The organism is Methylobacterium sp. Ger2507 (genome assembly GCF_055231875.1).
Map to the genome: position 1 here is coordinate 1,341,681 of NZ_JBUYVC010000001.1, position 16,898 is coordinate 1,358,578.

The 16,898-nt window shown below is 68.3% G+C and carries 16 protein-coding genes; 14 read left to right on the plus strand and 2 right to left on the minus strand.

Annotation, left to right across the window (positions count from 1 at the left end; genetic code table 11):
* Positions 1-20: 20 nt before the first annotated feature.
* The 6 genes from ACV7NL_RS06220 (at position 21) to ACV7NL_RS06245 (ending at position 8,068) form a co-directional block, all read left to right on the plus strand.
* Positions 21-1,316, plus strand: coding sequence for an arsenic transporter (locus tag ACV7NL_RS06220; RefSeq protein WP_056172876.1), 1,296 nt, complete (start codon positions 21-23; stop codon positions 1,314-1,316).
* A gap of 7 nt (positions 1,317-1,323) precedes the next feature.
* The gene (locus ACV7NL_RS06225) at positions 1,324-2,487 is read left to right on the plus strand and encodes an MFS transporter (RefSeq protein ID WP_056172881.1); all 1,164 of its coding nucleotides are present in this window, start codon (positions 1,324-1,326) and stop codon (positions 2,485-2,487) included.
* Positions 2,488-2,531: 44 nt separating this feature from the next.
* On the plus strand, positions 2,532-2,927 hold the full coding sequence (locus ACV7NL_RS06230; RefSeq protein WP_018044310.1) for a hypothetical protein: 396 nt from the start codon (positions 2,532-2,534) through the stop codon (positions 2,925-2,927).
* Positions 2,928-3,009: 82 nt separating this feature from the next.
* Positions 3,010-3,405: a FixH family protein gene (locus ACV7NL_RS06235; protein ID WP_018044309.1), complete on the plus strand. Its 396-nt coding sequence runs from the start codon at positions 3,010-3,012 to the stop codon at positions 3,403-3,405.
* Positions 3,402-4,904, plus strand: a complete 1,503-nt coding sequence (locus tag ACV7NL_RS06240; RefSeq protein ID WP_018044308.1) for an efflux RND transporter periplasmic adaptor subunit — start codon at positions 3,402-3,404, stop codon at positions 4,902-4,904. Before ACV7NL_RS06235 ends, ACV7NL_RS06240 begins: the two co-directional genes overlap by 4 nt.
* Positions 4,901-8,068, plus strand: coding sequence for an efflux RND transporter permease subunit (locus tag ACV7NL_RS06245; RefSeq protein ID WP_018044307.1), 3,168 nt, complete (start codon positions 4,901-4,903; stop codon positions 8,066-8,068). The genes ACV7NL_RS06240 and ACV7NL_RS06245 overlap by 4 nt, the downstream gene beginning before the upstream one ends.
* 171 nt (positions 8,069-8,239) lie before the next feature.
* Here ACV7NL_RS06245 and ACV7NL_RS06250 read toward each other — a convergent pair whose 3' ends face one another.
* Positions 8,240-8,650 (minus strand): response regulator, encoded by a 411-nt coding sequence (locus tag ACV7NL_RS06250; RefSeq protein ID WP_051074325.1) that lies wholly within the window; start codon positions 8,648-8,650, stop codon positions 8,240-8,242.
* 339 nt (positions 8,651-8,989) lie between these two features.
* Between ACV7NL_RS06250 and ACV7NL_RS06255 the strand changes: the two genes are divergently transcribed.
* Entirely contained in the window at positions 8,990-9,628 is a 639-nt protein-coding gene (locus ACV7NL_RS06255; protein WP_018044305.1) for a 2,3-bisphosphoglycerate-dependent phosphoglycerate mutase, read from the plus strand.
* A gap of 183 nt (positions 9,629-9,811) precedes the next feature.
* Positions 9,812-10,873, plus strand: a complete 1,062-nt coding sequence (locus tag ACV7NL_RS06260; RefSeq protein ID WP_018044304.1) for a YeiH family protein — start codon at positions 9,812-9,814, stop codon at positions 10,871-10,873.
* Between the two features lie 26 nt (positions 10,874-10,899).
* On the opposite strand, the gene ACV7NL_RS06265 is transcribed toward ACV7NL_RS06260, so the two are convergent.
* Positions 10,900-12,051 carry a TDT family transporter gene (locus ACV7NL_RS06265; protein WP_018044303.1) on the minus strand — a complete coding sequence of 384 codons (1,152 nt, stop codon included), beginning with the start codon at positions 12,049-12,051 and terminating at the stop codon, positions 10,900-10,902.
* A 214-nt stretch (positions 12,052-12,265) separates the two neighbouring features.
* On the opposite strand from ACV7NL_RS06265, the gene ACV7NL_RS06270 reads away from it, so the two are divergent.
* The 6 genes from ACV7NL_RS06270 (at position 12,266) to ACV7NL_RS06295 (ending at position 16,898) form a co-directional block, all read left to right on the plus strand.
* Positions 12,266-12,499, plus strand: a complete 234-nt coding sequence (locus tag ACV7NL_RS06270; RefSeq protein ID WP_018044302.1) for a hypothetical protein — start codon at positions 12,266-12,268, stop codon at positions 12,497-12,499.
* Positions 12,500-12,577: 78 nt separating this feature from the next.
* Positions 12,578-12,712, plus strand: a complete 135-nt coding sequence (locus ACV7NL_RS06275) for a hypothetical protein (RefSeq protein WP_018044301.1) — start codon at positions 12,578-12,580, stop codon at positions 12,710-12,712.
* Between the two features lie 278 nt (positions 12,713-12,990).
* On the plus strand, positions 12,991-14,214 hold the full coding sequence (locus tag ACV7NL_RS06280) for a molybdopterin-dependent oxidoreductase (protein ID WP_463355210.1): 1,224 nt from the start codon (positions 12,991-12,993) through the stop codon (positions 14,212-14,214).
* An 11-nt stretch (positions 14,215-14,225) separates the two neighbouring features.
* Positions 14,226-14,564, plus strand: a complete 339-nt coding sequence (locus tag ACV7NL_RS06285) for a c-type cytochrome (protein WP_018044299.1) — start codon at positions 14,226-14,228, stop codon at positions 14,562-14,564.
* Positions 14,565-14,749: 185 nt separating this feature from the next.
* The gene (locus tag ACV7NL_RS06290; RefSeq protein WP_018044298.1) at positions 14,750-15,733 is read left to right on the plus strand and encodes a beta-propeller fold lactonase family protein; all 984 of its coding nucleotides are present in this window, start codon (positions 14,750-14,752) and stop codon (positions 15,731-15,733) included.
* A 79-nt stretch (positions 15,734-15,812) separates the two neighbouring features.
* Entirely contained in the window at positions 15,813-16,898 is a 1,086-nt protein-coding gene (locus ACV7NL_RS06295) for a sulfite oxidase (protein WP_018044297.1), read from the plus strand.

A 16,898-nucleotide genomic window follows, 5' to 3' on the forward strand; every position in this document is an offset into this window, starting at 1 on the left:
AAGAACAAGAAACGGTCCCGATGCTCGCGCTCGCCATCTTCGTGGTCACCCTCGTCTTCGTCATTTGGCAGCCGAAGGGGTTCGGCATCGGGTGGAGCGCCCTCATCGGGGCCGCCGTGGCGCTCGCCACCGGGGTCATCCACGTGGGCGACATCCCGGTGGTCTGGCACATCGTCTGGGACGCCACCTTCACCTTCGTGGCGCTGATCATCATATCGCTGCTGCTCGACGAGGCCGGCTTCTTCCACTGGGCGGCGCTCCACATCGCTCGCTGGGGCGGCGGACAGGGGCGCCTGCTGTTCCCGCTGGTGATCCTGCTCGGGGCCGCCATCGCGGCGGTGTTCGCCAATGACGGCGCGGCCCTGCTGCTCACCCCCATCGTGCTGGCCATCCTGCTGCGCCTCGACTTCAAGCCGGCTGCCGCGCTGGCCTTCATCGTCGCCTGCGGGTTCGTCGCAGATTCGACCAGCCTGCCCCTGGTCATCTCCAATCTCGTCAACATCGTCAGCGCAAACTTCTTCGACATCACCTTCAGCCGCTACGCTGCCGTGATGGTGCCGGTGAACCTCGTCTCGCTGGCCGCGACCCTGGTGGTGCTTTGGCTGTTCTACCGGCACGACTTGCCGGCCACGTACCCGGTGGCCGAGCTCGAAGCGCCGCGCCACGCGATCAAGGACCCGCTGGTCTTCAAGGCGGCCTTCCCGCTCCTTGGGCTGCTGCTGATCGCCTACTTCGTGACGGCACCGTTCGGCGTGCCGGTCTCGGTCGTGACCTGCGCCGGCGCCGTGGTCCTGCTGGCGCTTGCCAACCGGAGCCGCGTCATCACCATCCGTAAGGTCCTCGCCGGCGCGCCCTGGCAGATCGTGCTGTTCAGCCTCGGCATGTACCTCGTCGTCTACGGGCTGAAGAACGCCGGCCTGACCGACTACCTGGCGCAGGGCCTCGTCTGGCTCTCGGGCTTCGGTCCGTTAGTGGCCACCATCGGCACGGGGGTCGCCGCCGCGATCCTGTCCTCGGTGATGAACAACATGCCGAGCGTGCTGGTGGGCGCGCTCTCAATCCAGCAGGCCCCGGACCTCTCGCCACTGACCCGGGAGCTCATGGTCTATGCCAACGTCATCGGCTGCGACCTCGGCCCGAAGTTCACGCCCATCGGGAGTTTGGCGACCCTGCTCTGGCTGCACGTCCTCGACATCAAGGGCCAGCGCATCACCTGGGGTCAGTACATGCGGGTCGGCCTCGTGATCACCCCTCCGGTGCTGCTCGTCACCCTGGCTGCCCTTGCAGTGTGGCTACCCGTTCTTGGGGCCCGGTAGCGGACCGATGACCCCGGTGCGCCGCTGGCCCGTGATCTCGGCCCTAGGCGTCGTCCAGATCCTGACCTGGGGCTCCTCGTTCTACCTGTTGTCGGTGCTGGCCACCCCGATGTCGAAGGACACGGGATGGCCCCTGGGTTGGGTCATCGGCGGCCTGTCCCTCGGCCTCCTCGTCGCGGGCTTGGTCTCGCCACGGGTCGGAGCGTTCATCGGGGAGCACGGCGGTAGGCCCGTTCTGGCCTTCGCGGCCGTGGTCCTTGCCTTGGGCCTCGGCGTCCTCGGCCTCGCGCCGAACCTGCCGACCTACCTGGTGGGCTGGCTCCTCGTCGGGCTCGGCATGGGCACCGGCCTGTACGATCCGGCCTTTGCCACGCTTGGTCGGCTCTACGGCGCCGAGGCAAGACCCGCCATCACGACCCTGACCCTGTGGGGCGGCTTCGCCAGCACGGTGTGCTGGCCGCTCTCGGCCTTCCTGATCGAACGGGTAGGCTGGCGCGGCACCTGCCTCGCCTATGCCGGGCTGCACCTGGCGGTCACGCTTCCCCTCGTCCTGCTCGTCATCCCGCACCCCCCTGCCCACGGGCCAGCACGTTCCGAGGGCCCGGTCTCGGCCGTCCGGCTCGATGCACGCGAGCGGCGTGCCTTCCTCCTCATGGCGGGGGTCCTGACCCTCGGCGGCACCGTAATGGCCATGGTCTCGGTGCACCTCATTACCCTTCTCCAGGCCCGTGGCGTGGCGCTGACCTCGGCCGTCGCATACGGCGCGCTGATCGGCCCGTCACAGGTGGGGGCGCGCATCGTCGAGATGGCCGGGAAGGGCCGGCATCACCCTCTATGGACCCTCACCGCGGCGATGGTCCTCGTCGCCATCGGGGTCGCGATGCTGGCGGCTGGTCTGCCCGTGGTGGGGCTGTCGCTGGTCCTCTACGGCGCCGGCAACGGGATCTATTCCATCGCCCGCGGGACGGTGCCCCTCGCGCTGTTCGGTCCCGAGCGCTACGCCCCGCTCGTTGGCCGGCTCGCCCGTCCGGGGCTGGTGGCGCAGGCGCTTGCGCCCTCCCTCGGGGCGGTCGTGCTGACGCAGGCGGGCGCCGATGCGACCTACGCCCTCTTGACCGTGCTCGCCCTCGCGAACGTCGCGCTCGCCGTATCCCTCTGGCGCGTCCGGTAGTCACCTCCCTTCCTCACCGCTCCGCGATGTGGCATCGTCCGTCCGTGACCTTCTGGCTCGCCCTTCGGCGGCTGCTTCCGCTCCTTGCGGTCCTCAGCCTCGCCCTTGCGCCGGTGACCGCATCCGCGGCCGCCGCGGGCATGCATGCGCCGATGGCCGCTCAGGGCCACGCCATGGCGATGCCCGACGAGGCCATGGACGACATGGCCGGGATGGCCATGGACGAGATGCCGTGCTGCCCCAAGGAGCGGCCGGACATGCCCGACTGCTCGAAGGGCTGCCCCCTGATGGCACTCTGCCTGGCGAAGGTCGCCACCGGCCTGCCCGGCGCCTTAGGGTTGCCGGGACGCGTCGCCGTCGTCGAGGGGACTGCGTGGGCCGTCACCGCCTCCTTCGACAGCGTCTCGCAAGGGCCACCCTCCGAGCCTCCCCGAGCCTGAACCCGATGCCGTCGGCGCCTGCGCCGGCACGGTGACGCGCGTCCGCGCGTGGCCATCCATCGCGTTCAGGAGACCCCACATCGTGACCAAGACATCGTTTTCGCGCGCCCTCACGGTTGCGCTGCTCGGCCTCGCCCTCACCGCCGCGGCCCGGGCCGACACCAAGGACTACGAGTTCCAGCTGGTGAAGGACGAAGCCAAGCAGGGCGAGGCCATCCTCGACGTCCGCCTCGTCGACAAGCGCACGTCCAAGCCCGTGCCGAACGCCGTCATCTTCGCCAAGCGCATCGATATGGCGCCCGACAGCATGGAGGAGATGACCTCCAAGATCGAGCAACTGCCCTCGCCGGAGCCGGGCCTCTACCGGTTCAAGGCGAAGCTGACGATGGCCGGCGGCTGGCGCCTCTCGCTCGGGGCCAAGGTCCAAGGCGAGACCGGCACCGTCGAGAACAAGCTGGTGTTCAAGGCCACCAAGTGAGCCGGACGGCATGGCTGGCCGGGACCCTCGCCGCGCTCGCGGCGGGGGGGCTGGGCTATGGCGCGGGGCATGAGGGCAGCCCCGTGCCGGCGCTCGTCCAGCAGGCGCGGACCGGGTTCGCCCATTGGCTGCCGGGTGCACGGCCGGCCTCCCCGATGCCCGCGCAGGCTCCGATCAAGGCGACGGGTTCGGTGGTCTACTACCGAGACCCGGACGGGAAGCCGGACTACGCCTCCGAACCCAAACAGACGGCGGACGGTCGCGACTACCGCGCCGTCCACGCCAGCGAGGACGTGCGCTTCGACGAACCCGAAGAGGCGGAAGCCATGCCTGACGCCGGCCACGGCGACATGGCCATGGCTCAGGCCAAGACGCCCGCGAGCGCCCGCAAGGTGCGCTTCTACCGCAACCCGATGGGCCTTCCGGACACTTCGCCGATTCCGAAAAAGGACTCGATGGGGATGGACTACCTCCCCGTCTACGAGGGCGAGGACACCGACGACGGCACCGTGACCCTCTCGCCCGGCAAGGTCCAGCGAACCGGCGTCCGGACGGAGGTCGCTGCACGGCGCGTCCTATCCATGCCGGTGCGGGCTCCTGGAACCATCGAGGAGGACGAGCGCCGGATCTCGGTCATCGCGATGCGCACCGACGCCTTCATTGAGAAGGTCGAGGCCGTCACCACCGGCGACCACGTCCACAAGGGCCAGCCGCTCATGCGCCTGTTCTCGCCCGAGATGAACGCGGCCGCCGCGCAGTACCTCACCGGCATCGGCTACGAGGGCGCCCGGCGCCGACTGGAGAACCTCGGCATCCCGCCCGAGGCCATCGACGAGATCGAGCGATCCCGAAAAGTGCCGGCGACCATCACGTGGTCGGCGCCACGCGACGGCGTCGTGGTCGAGCGCAACGTCTCCGACGGCATGCGCGCCAAGTCCGGCGACACCCTGTTCAAGCTCGTCGACCATACCCGGGTATGGGTGCTCGTCGACGTGACCGAACGCGACCTGGCGTCCGTGGCGGAGGGCCAAACGGCGACCGTGCGTGCCCGGACGTTTCCCGACCGGACCTTCACTGGCACGGTGACGCGGATCTATCCGCACCTCGCCATGGGGACCCGGACGGCCCGCCTGCGCATCGAGTTGCCGAACCTCAACGGCGACCTGCGGCCCGGGATGTACGGCGACGTCGAGATCGCGACCGGGAACGCCAAGCCCGTGGTCGCCGTCCCCGACGACGCCGTCATCGACACCGGAACCAGGCAGGTCGTCCTGCTCGACAAGGGCGAGGGCCGCTTCGAGCCGCGCCCGGTCAAGCTCGGTGCCCGCGGCGACGGCTACGTCGAAGTCCGGGAGGGCATCGCGGCAGGCGACCGGGTGGTGACCGCCGCCAACTTCCTCATCGACGCCGAGAGCAACCTCAAGGCGGCGCTGCAGGGTCTCTCCGAGCCGAAGGTAGAACCAGGTCCGCAGGCGGCGGCCGATGGGAGGGCGCCATGATCGCCCGGCTCATCGGCTGGTCGGCCCGGAATCTGGTTCTGGTGTTGATCGGGACGGTGTTCGCGGTGGGGGCCGGGCTCTACGCCCTGAGGACCCTGCCGCTCGACGCGATCCCGGACCTCTCGGACGTCCAGACCATCGTCTACACCGAGTACCCCGGGCAGGCGCCACAGGTCATCGAGGACCAGGTCACCTACCCGCTGACTACCGCCATGCTGACGGTGCCCCGGTCGAAGGTCGTGCGCGGCTTCTCGTTCTTCGGGGTCTCGTTCGTCTACGTCATCTTCGAGGACGGCACCGACCCATACTGGGCCCGGAGCCGGGTGCTCGAATACCTAAACACCGTGGCCAAGCGCCTGCCGGCGGGGGTGACCCCGACGCTGGGACCGGACGCGACCGGGGTCGGCTGGGTCTACCAGTACGTCGTGGTCGCCAAAGAGCGCACGCTGGCCGAGCTCCGCTCGCTCCAGGACTGGGTCGTGCGCTTCGGGGCCTCTCGTGCCGAAGGCGTGGCCGAGGTCGCAGGCGTCGGCGGCTTCGTCAAACAGTACAACGTGGTCGTCGACCCGAGCCGGTTGCGGGCGCAGGGCATCACCCTGGCGAAGCTCCGGGACGCGATCCGGGCGAGCAACGCCGACGTAGGCGGCCGCACCGTCGAGCTCTCCGAGTTCGAGTTCGTCGTCCGTGGCCGCGGGTACCTCAAGAGCATCGCCGACATCGAGAGCATCGTCCTGAAGACAGAGGCGGGCACGCCCCTGCGGGTGAAGGACGTCGCCCGGGTCGAGCTCGGTCCCGACGAGCGCCGCGGCATCACCGAGATGAACGGGGAGGGCGAGGTCGCCGGCGGCATCATCCTCCAGCGCTTCGGGGCCAACGCCCTCGACGTTATCGCGAGTGCCAAGGCGCGCCTCGCCGAGGTCGCCGCGAGCCTGCCCAAGGGCACCGAGATCCTGCCTGTCTACGACCGGTCGCACCTCATCGAGGCGGCCATCGAGACGCTCAAGGGGACCCTGATCGAGGAGAGCGCCATCGTCGCCCTCGTCTGCGTCGTGTTCCTGCTCCACGTCCGCAGTGCGCTGGTCGCGATCCTGATGCTGCCGGTCGGCATCCTAATGGCGTTCGCGGGCATGAAGGCGCTGGGCTTGGGCGCCAACATCATGAGCCTGGGCGGCATCGCCATCGCGGTCGGCGCCATGATCGACGCCGCCATCGTCATGATCGAGAACGCCCACAAGCACCTGGAGCGGGCGGACCCTGGCAAGCCCCGGGTCCAGGTCCTGATAGAGGCCGCCTCCGAGGTCGGTCCCTCGCTGTTCTTCTCGCTCCTCATCATCACGGTCAGCTTCCTGCCCATCTTCACCCTGGAAAGCCAGGAAGGGCGTCTGTTCGGGCCGCTGGCCTTCACCAAGACGTTCGCGATGGCGGCGGCGGCGGTGCTGTCGGTGACGCTGGTTCCGGCGCTGATGGTGCTGTTCGTGCGCGGCCGCATCGTGCCCGAGCACCGCAACCCGGTGAACCGGCTCCTGATCTGGTTCTACCGTCCCATCATCGCAGGGGTCCTGCGGGCGCGGGTGCTGACCATCCTGATCGCGCTGGGCGTTCTCGGCGCCTCGGTCTGGCCGGCCCTGCAACTCGGGTCCGAGTTCATGCCCGATCTCGACGAGGGCACCCTGATGTACATGCCGACCACCCTGCCGGGCATCTCGGTGACCAAGGCCGGCGAGCTTTTAGGGAGACAGGACACCATCCTGAAGAGCTTCCCGGAAGTCCTGTCCGTCTACGGCAAGGCCGGACGGGCCGCGACCGCGACGGACCCGGCGCCCTCCGAGATGTTCGAGACCATCGTCAACCTGAAGCCGAAGGCGGAGTGGCGCCCGGGCGTGACGCTGGCGAGCCTCAAAGCCGAGATGGATGCCGCGCTCCAGTTCCCCGGTGTCTCCAATGCCTGGACCCAGCCGATCCGCGCCCGCATCGACATGCTCGCCACCGGCATCCGGACCCCCGTCGGCATCAAGGTGCTCGGAACCGACCTCGCCGAGATGGAGAAGGTCGCCCGCCGGGTCGAGGCGGTGGTGAAGGCGGTGCCGGGCACGTCGAGCGCCTATGCCGAGCGCGTCCAGGGCGGGTACTTCCTCGACATCACGCCCGACCGGGAGGTTCTGGGCCGCTACGGCCTATCGGTCGGGGACGTGCAGGACGTGATCGCCATGGCGCTCGGCGGCGAGAGCGTCACCAACACGGTCGAGGGCCGCGAGCGCTACACCGTCAACGTGCGCTACCCGCGCGCCTTCCGGTCGAGCCCACAATCCATCGCGACCGAGGTGCAGGTGCCCATCGCGGGCGGAGGCACGGTCCCCTTGGGCGAAGTCGCCAAGGTGGCACTGACCCGGGGGCCGACCCAGATCCGGACCGAGAACGGGCAACTCGCGGTCTTCATCTACGTCGATGTCTCGGGACGGGACCTTGGCGGCTACGTGGCCGATGCACGGGCGGCTGTTACCGGCGAGGTGAGCCTGCCACCCGGGACCACCCTCCAGTGGAGCGGGCAGGTCGAGTACCTCGACCGCGCCACGGCCCGGCTCAAGATCGTGGTGCCCCTGACCCTCCTGACCGTGTTCCTGCTGCTCTACCTCAACTTTCGCCGGCTGACTGAAACCCTCATCGTGATGCTGTCGCTGCCCTTCGCACTGGTGGGCGGCGTCTGGCTGATGTGGTGGTTGGGCTTCAACCTATCGGTCGCCGTGGCCGTGGGCTTCATCGCGCTCGCCGGGGTCGCCGCCGAGACCGGGGTGATCATGCTGGTCTACCTCGACCATGCGCTGGCCGAGATCCGGACGGAGTGCGAGCGGGATGGGCGCGCCCTATCGCGAAATGACCTGAGGCGGGCGATCATGGTCGGCGCGGTCGAGCGGGTGCGGCCCAAGATGATGACCGTGGTCGCCATCATAGCCGGGCTGTTGCCCATCCTGTGGAGCACCGGCTCGGGCTCCGAGGTCATGCAGCGCATCGCGGTGCCGATGATCGGCGGCATGGTGTCGTCGACCGTCCTGACCCTCGTCGTGATCCCGGCGGTATACGGGCTGGTGAAGGGATGGGGACTGCCGAGATCCGACATGCAGCCGGAACCCGTCGAGGGGCACACGATGCCCTTGGCCGCGGAATGACAACGAGGACGAGACCATGCTGGTGGTCGACGACGAGCCGACGGTTAGGCATGTTGGTCTCCGACATTCTCGAAGACCTCGCCTAACCCGACATCGAGGGTCGCTCGCATCCGGTCGATGATCGAGGAGAGCCGGTAGGAGGCATGGGGCTCCGGCCAACCGATCCCGGGCTTACCTCCGAAGGGGCCCGGGGTGCTTCTCCGACGGCATCGTCTCGCGCACGTGGTGCCGGACCAAGGAGGGGCTGAACGGCTTCCCGATGAACGTCGCCCCATCGGGCAGGTCCCCGGGTTCAGGTCGCACATTGCCGGAGGCGACCACGATGGCGATGTGGGGCCACGTCACGGCCGTCCGCCGCGCCAGGTCGAAGCCGTTGTCCGGCCCGGGCATCTGCACGTCCGTGAACAGCAGCTGCACCTTGCCATGGTGCTCGTCGAGCACCCGCGTCGCCTGGGCGACGTCCATCGCCTCAAGAACCACGAAACCGGCATCCTCCAGGATGTCGGACACATCCATCAGGATGAGGGCGTCGTCGTCGACCACGAGGACATGGGGGGCATCGGCGGGGTCAGGCAGGGGCATGGATACCAAAGGCCGGCCTGGCCGGTAGGTTGCCGCATAACATAGGTTTCTTTTGCGCCATCGGAGCATGGTTGCCTAGCGCCGTTTCCGTAGGTCCCGTGGATGCGGGCCCCTAGTGGTTGAAATCTGACGCTTGGTACCCATTCGCGAGGTCAGCTTGGGGTGGGAAGCAGCTTGGCTGCTTTCAGTCGCGAGACGTTCTTAAGCGGACCTAGGATGACCCGCCGACTCCGGATGAACGGTCCAACCCATCGCATGGTCGAAGTTCGTTGAAGTCGGATGCCGACATCATCAGAGGCGATGCGACCGGCACGAAAGTGCTCTGCCTCGGGAGACAGCGTGATTCACGATTGCAAAGCCCCGGTCACGCGACATCTCGTGCTGGTCCGGCATGGCCAGAGCGTAGCCAACCGATCCGGCCTGTTCACGGGATTGCTGGACTCGCCCTTGACCGAGCAGGGCCGGATGGAAGCCGAGGCAGCCGGGCGGCGTTTGGCCGAGCGCAGCTGGCGCTTTTCCGCAGCCTTCACCTCGACGCTGACGCGGGCGATCGTGAGCGGCCGGCTTATTCTCGATGCGCTCGGGCAACCCGGATTGGTCCCCCAACGCTTCGCCGCGCTCGACGAGCGAGACTACGGCGACCTCAGCGGGCTCGACAAGATCGCCGCCGATGCGCGCTGGGGGGCGGAGCGGATCGAGACCTGGCGCCGCTCCTACGCCGAGGCGCCGCCGAACGGTGAGAGCCTGCGCGATACCGTCGCCCGCATCGTCCCATGCTACCTCCGAACCATCCAGCCGGCGGTTATGGGCGGAGACGTGCTCGTCGTCGCCCACGGCAATTGCCTGCGGGCGCTTGTCATGGCGCTTGAAGACCTGAGCCCCGCGGAGGTCGAGCACCTTGAACTCGCGACGGGCTCCGTCAGGATCTATGAGCTTGCTGCGGACACGACGATCAAGGCCCGCTGGATCGACGGGTGAATCCGCCTGTCGGCCCTCCACAATGGGTCTCCGCAAACTCTGAAGGGGTCCTGCTTTCATCTATTTCAGTGATGGCAAGCATCTAATCATTCCGTTGGAGTGAATGAACGGGCCCTGGGATCCTCCGGCATCACATCGGAGCCATCCATGTCCGCGCCCAGACTTTTCTCCCACCCTCGATCGATGCACGCCTTGGCCGGCACGAGAGCCATCCTTCCGGGACTGGGCCTCTGCGTGGCGGTCACCGCCGCAGCGGTCGGCTTCGAGGCCGTCGAGGCGCATCTGTTCGGTCGCGCTTGGCTCGAAGCCCTGGTACTGGCGATCCTGCTCGGGAGCGCGATTCGCACCGCCTGGACCCCGTCGCAGCGTTTCTTTCCCGGCATCGCCTTCGGGGCCAAGACCGTGCTGGAGATCGCGGTCGTCCTGCTCGGGGCGTCGCTCAGCCTCGCGACGATCCTCGCCGCCGGACCGGGCCTGCTCTTCGGCATTGCGGGCGTCGTCGCGGTGGCGATCCTGTCGAGTTACGGCATCGGCCGAGCGCTCGGGCTGCATCCGCGCATGGCGATCCTCGTGGCCTGCGGGAACTCGATCTGCGGCAACTCGGCGATCGCGGCCACGGCACCGGTGATCGGCGCCGACGGCGAGGACGTCGCCGCCTCCATCGCCTTCACCGCGGTGCTGGGCGTGCTGGTGGTGCTCGGCCTACCGCTGCTGGTGCCGCTGCTCGGTCTGTCGCCGATGCAGTACGGCGTGCTCGCCGGCCTCACCGTCTACGCTGTTCCGCAAGTCCTCGCCGCCACCGCGCCGGTCGCGGCGCTCAGCGTCCAGGTCGGAACCCTGGTGAAGCTCGTCCGGGTGCTGATGCTAGGCCCGGTCGTCCTGATGCTCTCGCTCGGCGCAAGCCGGCTGCGCGAGGAGACCGACGAGGCCGCCCCCGGCGTCACCGCTGGCGACCGCCCTGCTCGCGCCGGCCTCGCGATCCACCGCTTGGTGCCGTGGTTCATCCTCGCCTTCCTGGCGCTCGCGGGCCTTCGCTCGGCCGGGCTGGTTCCGCAGGTCGCGCTCGCGCCGATGTCGGAGACCGCCAATCTGCTCACCGTGGTCTCGATGGCGGCGCTCGGCCTCGGGGTCGATGTGCGCAGCGTCGCCAAGGCCGGGGCGCGGGTGACCCTGGCGGTGGTCGCCTCGCTCGTCGCACTCGGCGCCGTCAGCCTCGGTCTGATCCGCGTGCTGGGCCTCGCTTGAACCGATCGGATGCGCCCGAGGCCCGGTCAGGCCCCGGCGAGGCAGGGCGAGACGAAGAGCTCCCCGCGATAGGCCCCGCGCAACGTGCGCACGGACACGATCAGCCAGAGTAGGGTCAGCAGGCCGACGAGGCCCGCTCCGAGCCAGGCGAACCCGCTGAGTGCCGTCACTTCGCCGATCCGCAGGGTGGCCAGGGCATAGACGCCGAGCGGGAAGATGTAGCCCCACCAGCCGAGGTTGAACGGAACGCCGGCGCGTAGGTAGCGCACGGTGACGGCGAGCGAGAGCAGAAACCACCAGGCGCCGTAGCCCCAGAGGATCAGCGCGCCGATCAGGCCCGTGATCCTGAGGATCTCGGGCGCGCCGGCAAAACCGCCTGCCGCGAGGATCGGGCCACCGGCCTGCCCCAGCACGAGCAGGCCGAGCGCCCCGGTTCCGAGCGGACCGAGGGAGAGCCAGCTCGATGCGGCCATCTCACGCGGTGGCAAGTTGTGCAGCGCCATGCGCAGCACCAGGATCGCCAGGATGCTCAGCGCCAGCGGGACCGAGACGCCCCAGAGCACGAAGCTCGTGACGATGACGGCGAGTTGTTGGCTCTCGCCGCTCAAGGCTGGAGCGAGCAGGCCACCGGAGACGGCGACGACCTCGGCTGTCACCACTGGCAGCAGCCATACGGCCGTCATCTGGTCGATGCGGTGCTCCTGACGGGTGAACATCAGGTAGGGGATCGCGACAGCACAGATCAGAGCGAGCGCCACGTCGAACCACCACAGTGGCAGTGCGATTCGGACGGTCTCTGCGCCGAGATAGGGCGGACCGAATATCAGCAGCCCGTTCAGCAGCGTCGCCAGTGCCATCGGGATCGCCCCGAAGAACATCGACACCGTCGAGTGTCCGAAGATCCGTCGGGCGCCATCGAAGTAGAAGATCCAGCGCGCGCCGTAGACTAGGCAGAAGGTGGCGAAAAGCACGACGGAGGCGAGCCAGAGCCCGAGCGGCACAGGGGCCAGCAGGGCATGCGTCTCCGGCAGACGGTCGAGGGCCAAGGCGACCACGCCAGTGCCCATCACCACGGTGAACCAGTTCGGCGTGAATTGTCGGATCACGTCCCGCGGATGCTGGAGGCGCGAGAGCGGCTTTAGGCCTGTGCTGATCGCCAGCAGACTGGATTCGGACACGGGGCGCTCTTGGGCTTCGGAGGGTCAACGCACCGGCTCTAGCACGACCCCGCATCGCGCGCCGCCGCGATAAACATCAACTCGCAAGCGGCGCTTAATCATCAAAACAATCGATTAAAACTAGCTAATCAAACCATTAGTATGAATGGTTGTCGGCCGCTACCTTCTTGTCATCACGAACCGACGTGACGACCCGACCAGAAGGATATCGACCATGACCCGTACGATCGCTGCCGTCGCCCTCGCCGCCTCCGCCCTCGTCGGCATGACGGGCCTCTCGCAGGCCCAGGGCCTCCGCGCTCCGCAGGTCCGCTTCATCACCAGCCCATCCGCACCGATCTACGGCGACGCCGATGGCGCCAACGCCAAGAACCCGGCACTCCCGGCCTACGCCCGTGGCCGCGGCCAGGAGACCGGCGGCCCGGCGCGGGAACTGATCGGTCGCTGACAGCGCCCCCTTGGCCGCCGGGCATCCGTCCGGCGGCACGTGAAGCCTTCGAACACCCGAATGACAGGGAGATCCATCATGACCCGACCCACCTTCGAGACCACTGACGAGGCCCGGCAGGGCGAGACCAGCGGTCATATGCGCTGGGTCCTGTTCTGGACGGTCGCCCTGACTGTCGCCGCCGTCGGCACCGCCTGGCTGACGATCATCTGATCCGGCCGCCCGCCATTGATCGGAGATCGGAAATCTTCGGATGATCGCAATCGGAGATCGTTCAGATCTCTAACGATCATTGGGTGGAATAATCATCTCGCTGTAGCATCTCGTTCACGGAGAGGACGCCTCTTTGCCGGGATGACATGGATCGACGACCCGAGTTTCCGGCGGCGAGACCGAACCGTCCCGACCGACGCCAATGCCGTCCGCCGACGGCGACACCGAGATCCAGCGACCGGCCGACGCGGCCCAACAAACGATTCCAGGGAGACATCATGCGCCATCTGCACGAACCGTTGAACCGCCGCCTCGTCCTGGGTGGCCTAGGGGTCGGCAGCCTCGCCACCGCCATGCCGGCCTGGGCCGCGGGCTCGGTGAAGCTTCCGCTGCCCGGCGGCCCGGACGAGCGGGCGCTGACCACCGCCTTTCCGGGCAAGGCCGAGATGATCCTTCAACGCACCCATCCGCCGCTGCTGGAGACGCCGTTCTCGGTGTTCGACGAGGGCGTGTTCACCCCTAACGACCGCTTCTACGTCCGTTGGCACTGGGCCTCGATCCCGACCGAAGTCGATGCCGGCACCTTCCGTCTTAAGGTCCACGGCCACGTCGATAAGGAACTCTCGCTCTCGCTCGACGCCATCGCCGGCCTGCCGCGCTTCGAGATCGCCGCGGTGAACCAGTGCTCGGGCAATTCACGCGGGCTGTTCGAGCCGCGGGTGCCCGGCGCGCAATGGGCCAACGGCTCGATGGGCAACGCCCGCTGGACCGGGGTACGCCTCAAGGACGTGCTCGAACGCGCTGGGGTGAAGTCCGGCGCCGTGCAGGTGCGCTTCAACGGCCTCGACGAGCCCGTGGTCGACGACGCGCCGGACTTCAAGAAGTCGCTCGATCTCGACCACGCCAACAATGGTGAGGTGATGATCGCCTACGCGATGAACGGCGAGCAGCTCCCGCTGCTCAACGGTTTCCCGCTCCGCCTCGTGGTGCCGGGCTGGTATTCGACCTACTGGGTCAAGATGCTGTCCGACATCGAGGTGCTGGACAAGCCCGACGACGGGTACTGGATGAAGACCGCCTACCGCATCCCGGACGTGCCGGGCGCCAACATCAAGCCCGGCCAGACCGGCTTCAAGACGGTGCCGATCAACAGGATGGTGCCGCGCTCCTTCGTCACCAACCTGACCGACGGCGCCAAGGTGGCGGCCGGAACGCCGGTGGCCCTTCGCGGCATCGCTTTCGGCGGCGATTGCGGGGTAAAGGCGGTCGACTTCTCCGGAGACGGCGGGGCGACGTGGTTTCCGGCGCAACTCGGCGCGGACGAGGGCCCCTACAGCTTCCGCCGCTTCGACGGCAGCCTGCCGGCGCTGGCCGCCGGCACCCATGCGGTTAAGGTCCGCTGCACCAATACCAACGGCGTCGCCCAGGGCATGGACCAGGTCTGGAACGCCAACGGCTTCATGCAGAACGGCATAGAGACCGTGTCCTTCCAGGCCGCTTGAGGAGACCAGCCATGAACCCGATCCGCCCTGCGGCCCTCATCGCCGCGCTCGCCTTGTCTCCTCTGGTGGCGCTCGCCGCCCCGGCCCCCGAGCCGATGCGCTTCACCTCGCAATCCATTGCGATGCCGACCTCCGACCGGATCTTCCCCGACGGGCCGGGGGCCGAGGCCGTCAACAACAACTGCCTTGCCTGCCACTCGGCCGGGATGGTGCTGACCCAGCCCAAGCTCACCAAGGCGCAGTGGACCGAGACCGTGAACAAGATGGTTCACGTCTACAAGGCACCGGTCGATCAGGCCGACGTGCAGACCATCATCGATTACCTCACGGCGTTGAAGCCGACGCCCTGAACCCCCGATTCCCGAGGCCGCCGCGCTTTTTTCGCCGGCCTCGGGGAATAGACCGCGCCTTCCGGCGTCTCCTCAGGGCGATGCACGGCCGGCCCGGCCTTGCACGACGGATTTCCGATTTCGAACCAGCCCTCACGGCAGGCCCCGGCCGCCGAACGAGCGCGCATGCCCGAGAGACACGCTTCATGACCCATATCCGCACCAGCCTGCGCGCCCTCGTCGCCGGAGCCGCCTTGCTCCTCGCCCAGGGCCAGCCCGGGTTCGCCGCCGGTTTCGACGGGGCGATCAAGAACAACGCGCTGGCGCTGAACGCCGCCGGTACGGTCGCCGCTGTGTCGAACAGCGAAGAGAGCGCCGTCATCGTCTACGACGTCGCCAAGGGCACGGTGCTGCGCCGCCTCGACGGCTTCGTGACCCCGCGCAACATCGTGTTCGCGCCGGACGGCGCCCGCTTCTACGTCTCCGACAGCGGCACCGGCCGGATCACGGTCTACGAGACCGCCACCGGCAAGGAAGCCGGCGTTCTCGCCGCGGGCCCCGGCGCGTTCGGCACGGTGCTCTCGGCCGACGGGACCAAGCTCTACGTCAATAACGAGGCCGCGAGCACGCTGACCGTGTTCGACACCAGGACCATGCTCGCCGAGGCTGTGATCCCCGGCTTCGCGCAGCCGCGCCAGGGCGTGAAGTTGTCGCCGGACGGCAAGACCGTGTTCGTGACGAACTTCCTCGGCGACAAGATCACGTTGGTCGATACCGCCACCAACAAGATCACCGGCGAGATCGCCGGGTTCGACAAGCTGCGCGCCATCTCGATCACCAAGGACGGTAAGACGCTGTTTGCCGCCAACAGCGGCCGCAACACGATCGGCGTGGTCGATGTCGCCGCCCGTAAGGTCACGTCCGAGGTGGCGGTGGGCAAGGACCCCTACGGCGCCGCGCTGACCCCGGACGGGCGCTTCGTCTATTCGGGCAATCTCAAGGACAACTCCTTGTCGGTGATCGACACCGGCACCCTCAAGGTCGTCGCCACGGTGACCGGCCTGAACGAGCCGCGCCAGGCGATCGCGTTCTCGGCCGACAACGCCCACGCCTACGTCCTCAACCGCGACCTTAGCGTCGCCGTGGTGGACCGGGCGAAGAACGCGGTCATCTCGACCATGAAGCCCTGAGGCGTCGCGCGCCGGGTGCCTTCTCGGCTCCCGGCGCGTTCCCGATGTCGACACGTCACGAACGCAGGACAAAGACCCCATGCTCGGCCTGTTCCAGCGCAAGGACCGCCTCATCGTCCACGGAAAGGCGCCCTACAACGCCGAGCCGCCGCTCGATCGCCTGCGCGCGGCCTTCCTGACTGATCAGGCCGACTTCTACGTCCGCAGCCACGGTGACATCCCGGACCTCGACGCCGACAGCTACCGCCTGATTATCGACGGGATGGTCGCGACGTCGCTCGACCTCTCGCTCGCCGATCTCAAGGAACGCTTCGCGCCCGTCACCGTCACGGCGGTGATGCAATGCGCCGGCAACCGCCGGGCCGACATGCTGGCGGTGGCGCCGGTCTCCGGCGACCCGTGGGCGCCCGGCGCCATCGGCAACGCGGAATGGACCGGCGTGCGCCTCGCCGAGGTGCTGCGCGCGGCCGGCCTCGACGCGGGGGGCGCACGTCACGTCGCCTTCGAGAGCCACGACCGGATCGCCCATACGGACACGCGCTTCGGCGCCTCGATCCCGCTCGCCAAGGCTCTCGCCCCCGAGACGCTGCTCGCCTTCGCGATGAACGGCGAGCTTCTCGCCCCCGAGCACGGTCACCCGCTGCGTGTTGTGGTGCCGGGCTTTGCCGGCATCCGCAGCCCGAAATGGCTCGCCCGCATCACGGTGCAGGATCACCCCTCCAACAACCCGATGCAGGCCGACGACTACAAGCTGTTTCCGCCCGACGTGACCGCCGAGACCGCGGACCCCGCCCACGGCATCACCATCGAGGCGATGCCGCTCAACAGCGCGATCTGCGAGCCCGCCCGCGGCGCGGCGTTGAAGGCCGGCCGGCACGCGATCCGCGGCTACGCCATCGCCAGTGACCGCGCGGTCGCCCGCGTCGATGTCTCGACGGATGGCGGTCGCAGCTGGGCGCAGGCCCGGATCGACCGCGACGCCGACGCACCCTACGCCTGGACGTTCTGGGAGATCGAGCGCGAGCTGACGACCGGCGAGCACGAACTCGCGGTACGGGCCTGGGATTCCGCCGGCCAGACCCAGCCTGCGGCGCCGGACGACACCTGGAACTACAAGGGCTACCTCAGCGCCGCCTGGCACCGGGTGCGGGTAACGGTGGCCTGA

What these genes read in the sequence shown, in the direction of transcription:
- ACV7NL_RS06220 (WP_056172876.1), top strand. Translation starts at nt 21, where the DNA reads ATGCTCGCGCTCGCCATCTTCGTGGTCACCCTCGTCTTCGTCATTTGG.
- ACV7NL_RS06225 (WP_056172881.1), top strand. Translation starts at nt 1,324, where the DNA reads ATGACCCCGGTGCGCCGCTGGCCCGTGATCTCGGCCCTAGGCGTCGTC.
- ACV7NL_RS06245 (WP_018044307.1), top strand. Translation starts at nt 4,901, where the DNA reads ATGATCGCCCGGCTCATCGGCTGGTCGGCCCGGAATCTGGTTCTGGTG.
- ACV7NL_RS06250 (WP_051074325.1), bottom strand. Translation starts at nt 8,650, where the DNA reads ATGCCCCTGCCTGACCCCGCCGATGCCCCCCATGTCCTCGTGGTCGAC.
- ACV7NL_RS06260 (WP_018044304.1), top strand. Translation starts at nt 9,812, where the DNA reads ATGCACGCCTTGGCCGGCACGAGAGCCATCCTTCCGGGACTGGGCCTC.
- ACV7NL_RS06270 (WP_018044302.1), top strand. Translation starts at nt 12,266, where the DNA reads ATGACCCGTACGATCGCTGCCGTCGCCCTCGCCGCCTCCGCCCTCGTC.
- ACV7NL_RS06275 (WP_018044301.1), top strand. Translation starts at nt 12,578, where the DNA reads ATGACCCGACCCACCTTCGAGACCACTGACGAGGCCCGGCAGGGCGAG.
- ACV7NL_RS06280 (WP_463355210.1), top strand. Translation starts at nt 12,991, where the DNA reads ATGCGCCATCTGCACGAACCGTTGAACCGCCGCCTCGTCCTGGGTGGC.
- ACV7NL_RS06285 (WP_018044299.1), top strand. Translation starts at nt 14,226, where the DNA reads ATGAACCCGATCCGCCCTGCGGCCCTCATCGCCGCGCTCGCCTTGTCT.
- ACV7NL_RS06290 (WP_018044298.1), top strand. Translation starts at nt 14,750, where the DNA reads ATGACCCATATCCGCACCAGCCTGCGCGCCCTCGTCGCCGGAGCCGCC.
- ACV7NL_RS06295 (WP_018044297.1), top strand. Translation starts at nt 15,813, where the DNA reads ATGCTCGGCCTGTTCCAGCGCAAGGACCGCCTCATCGTCCACGGAAAG.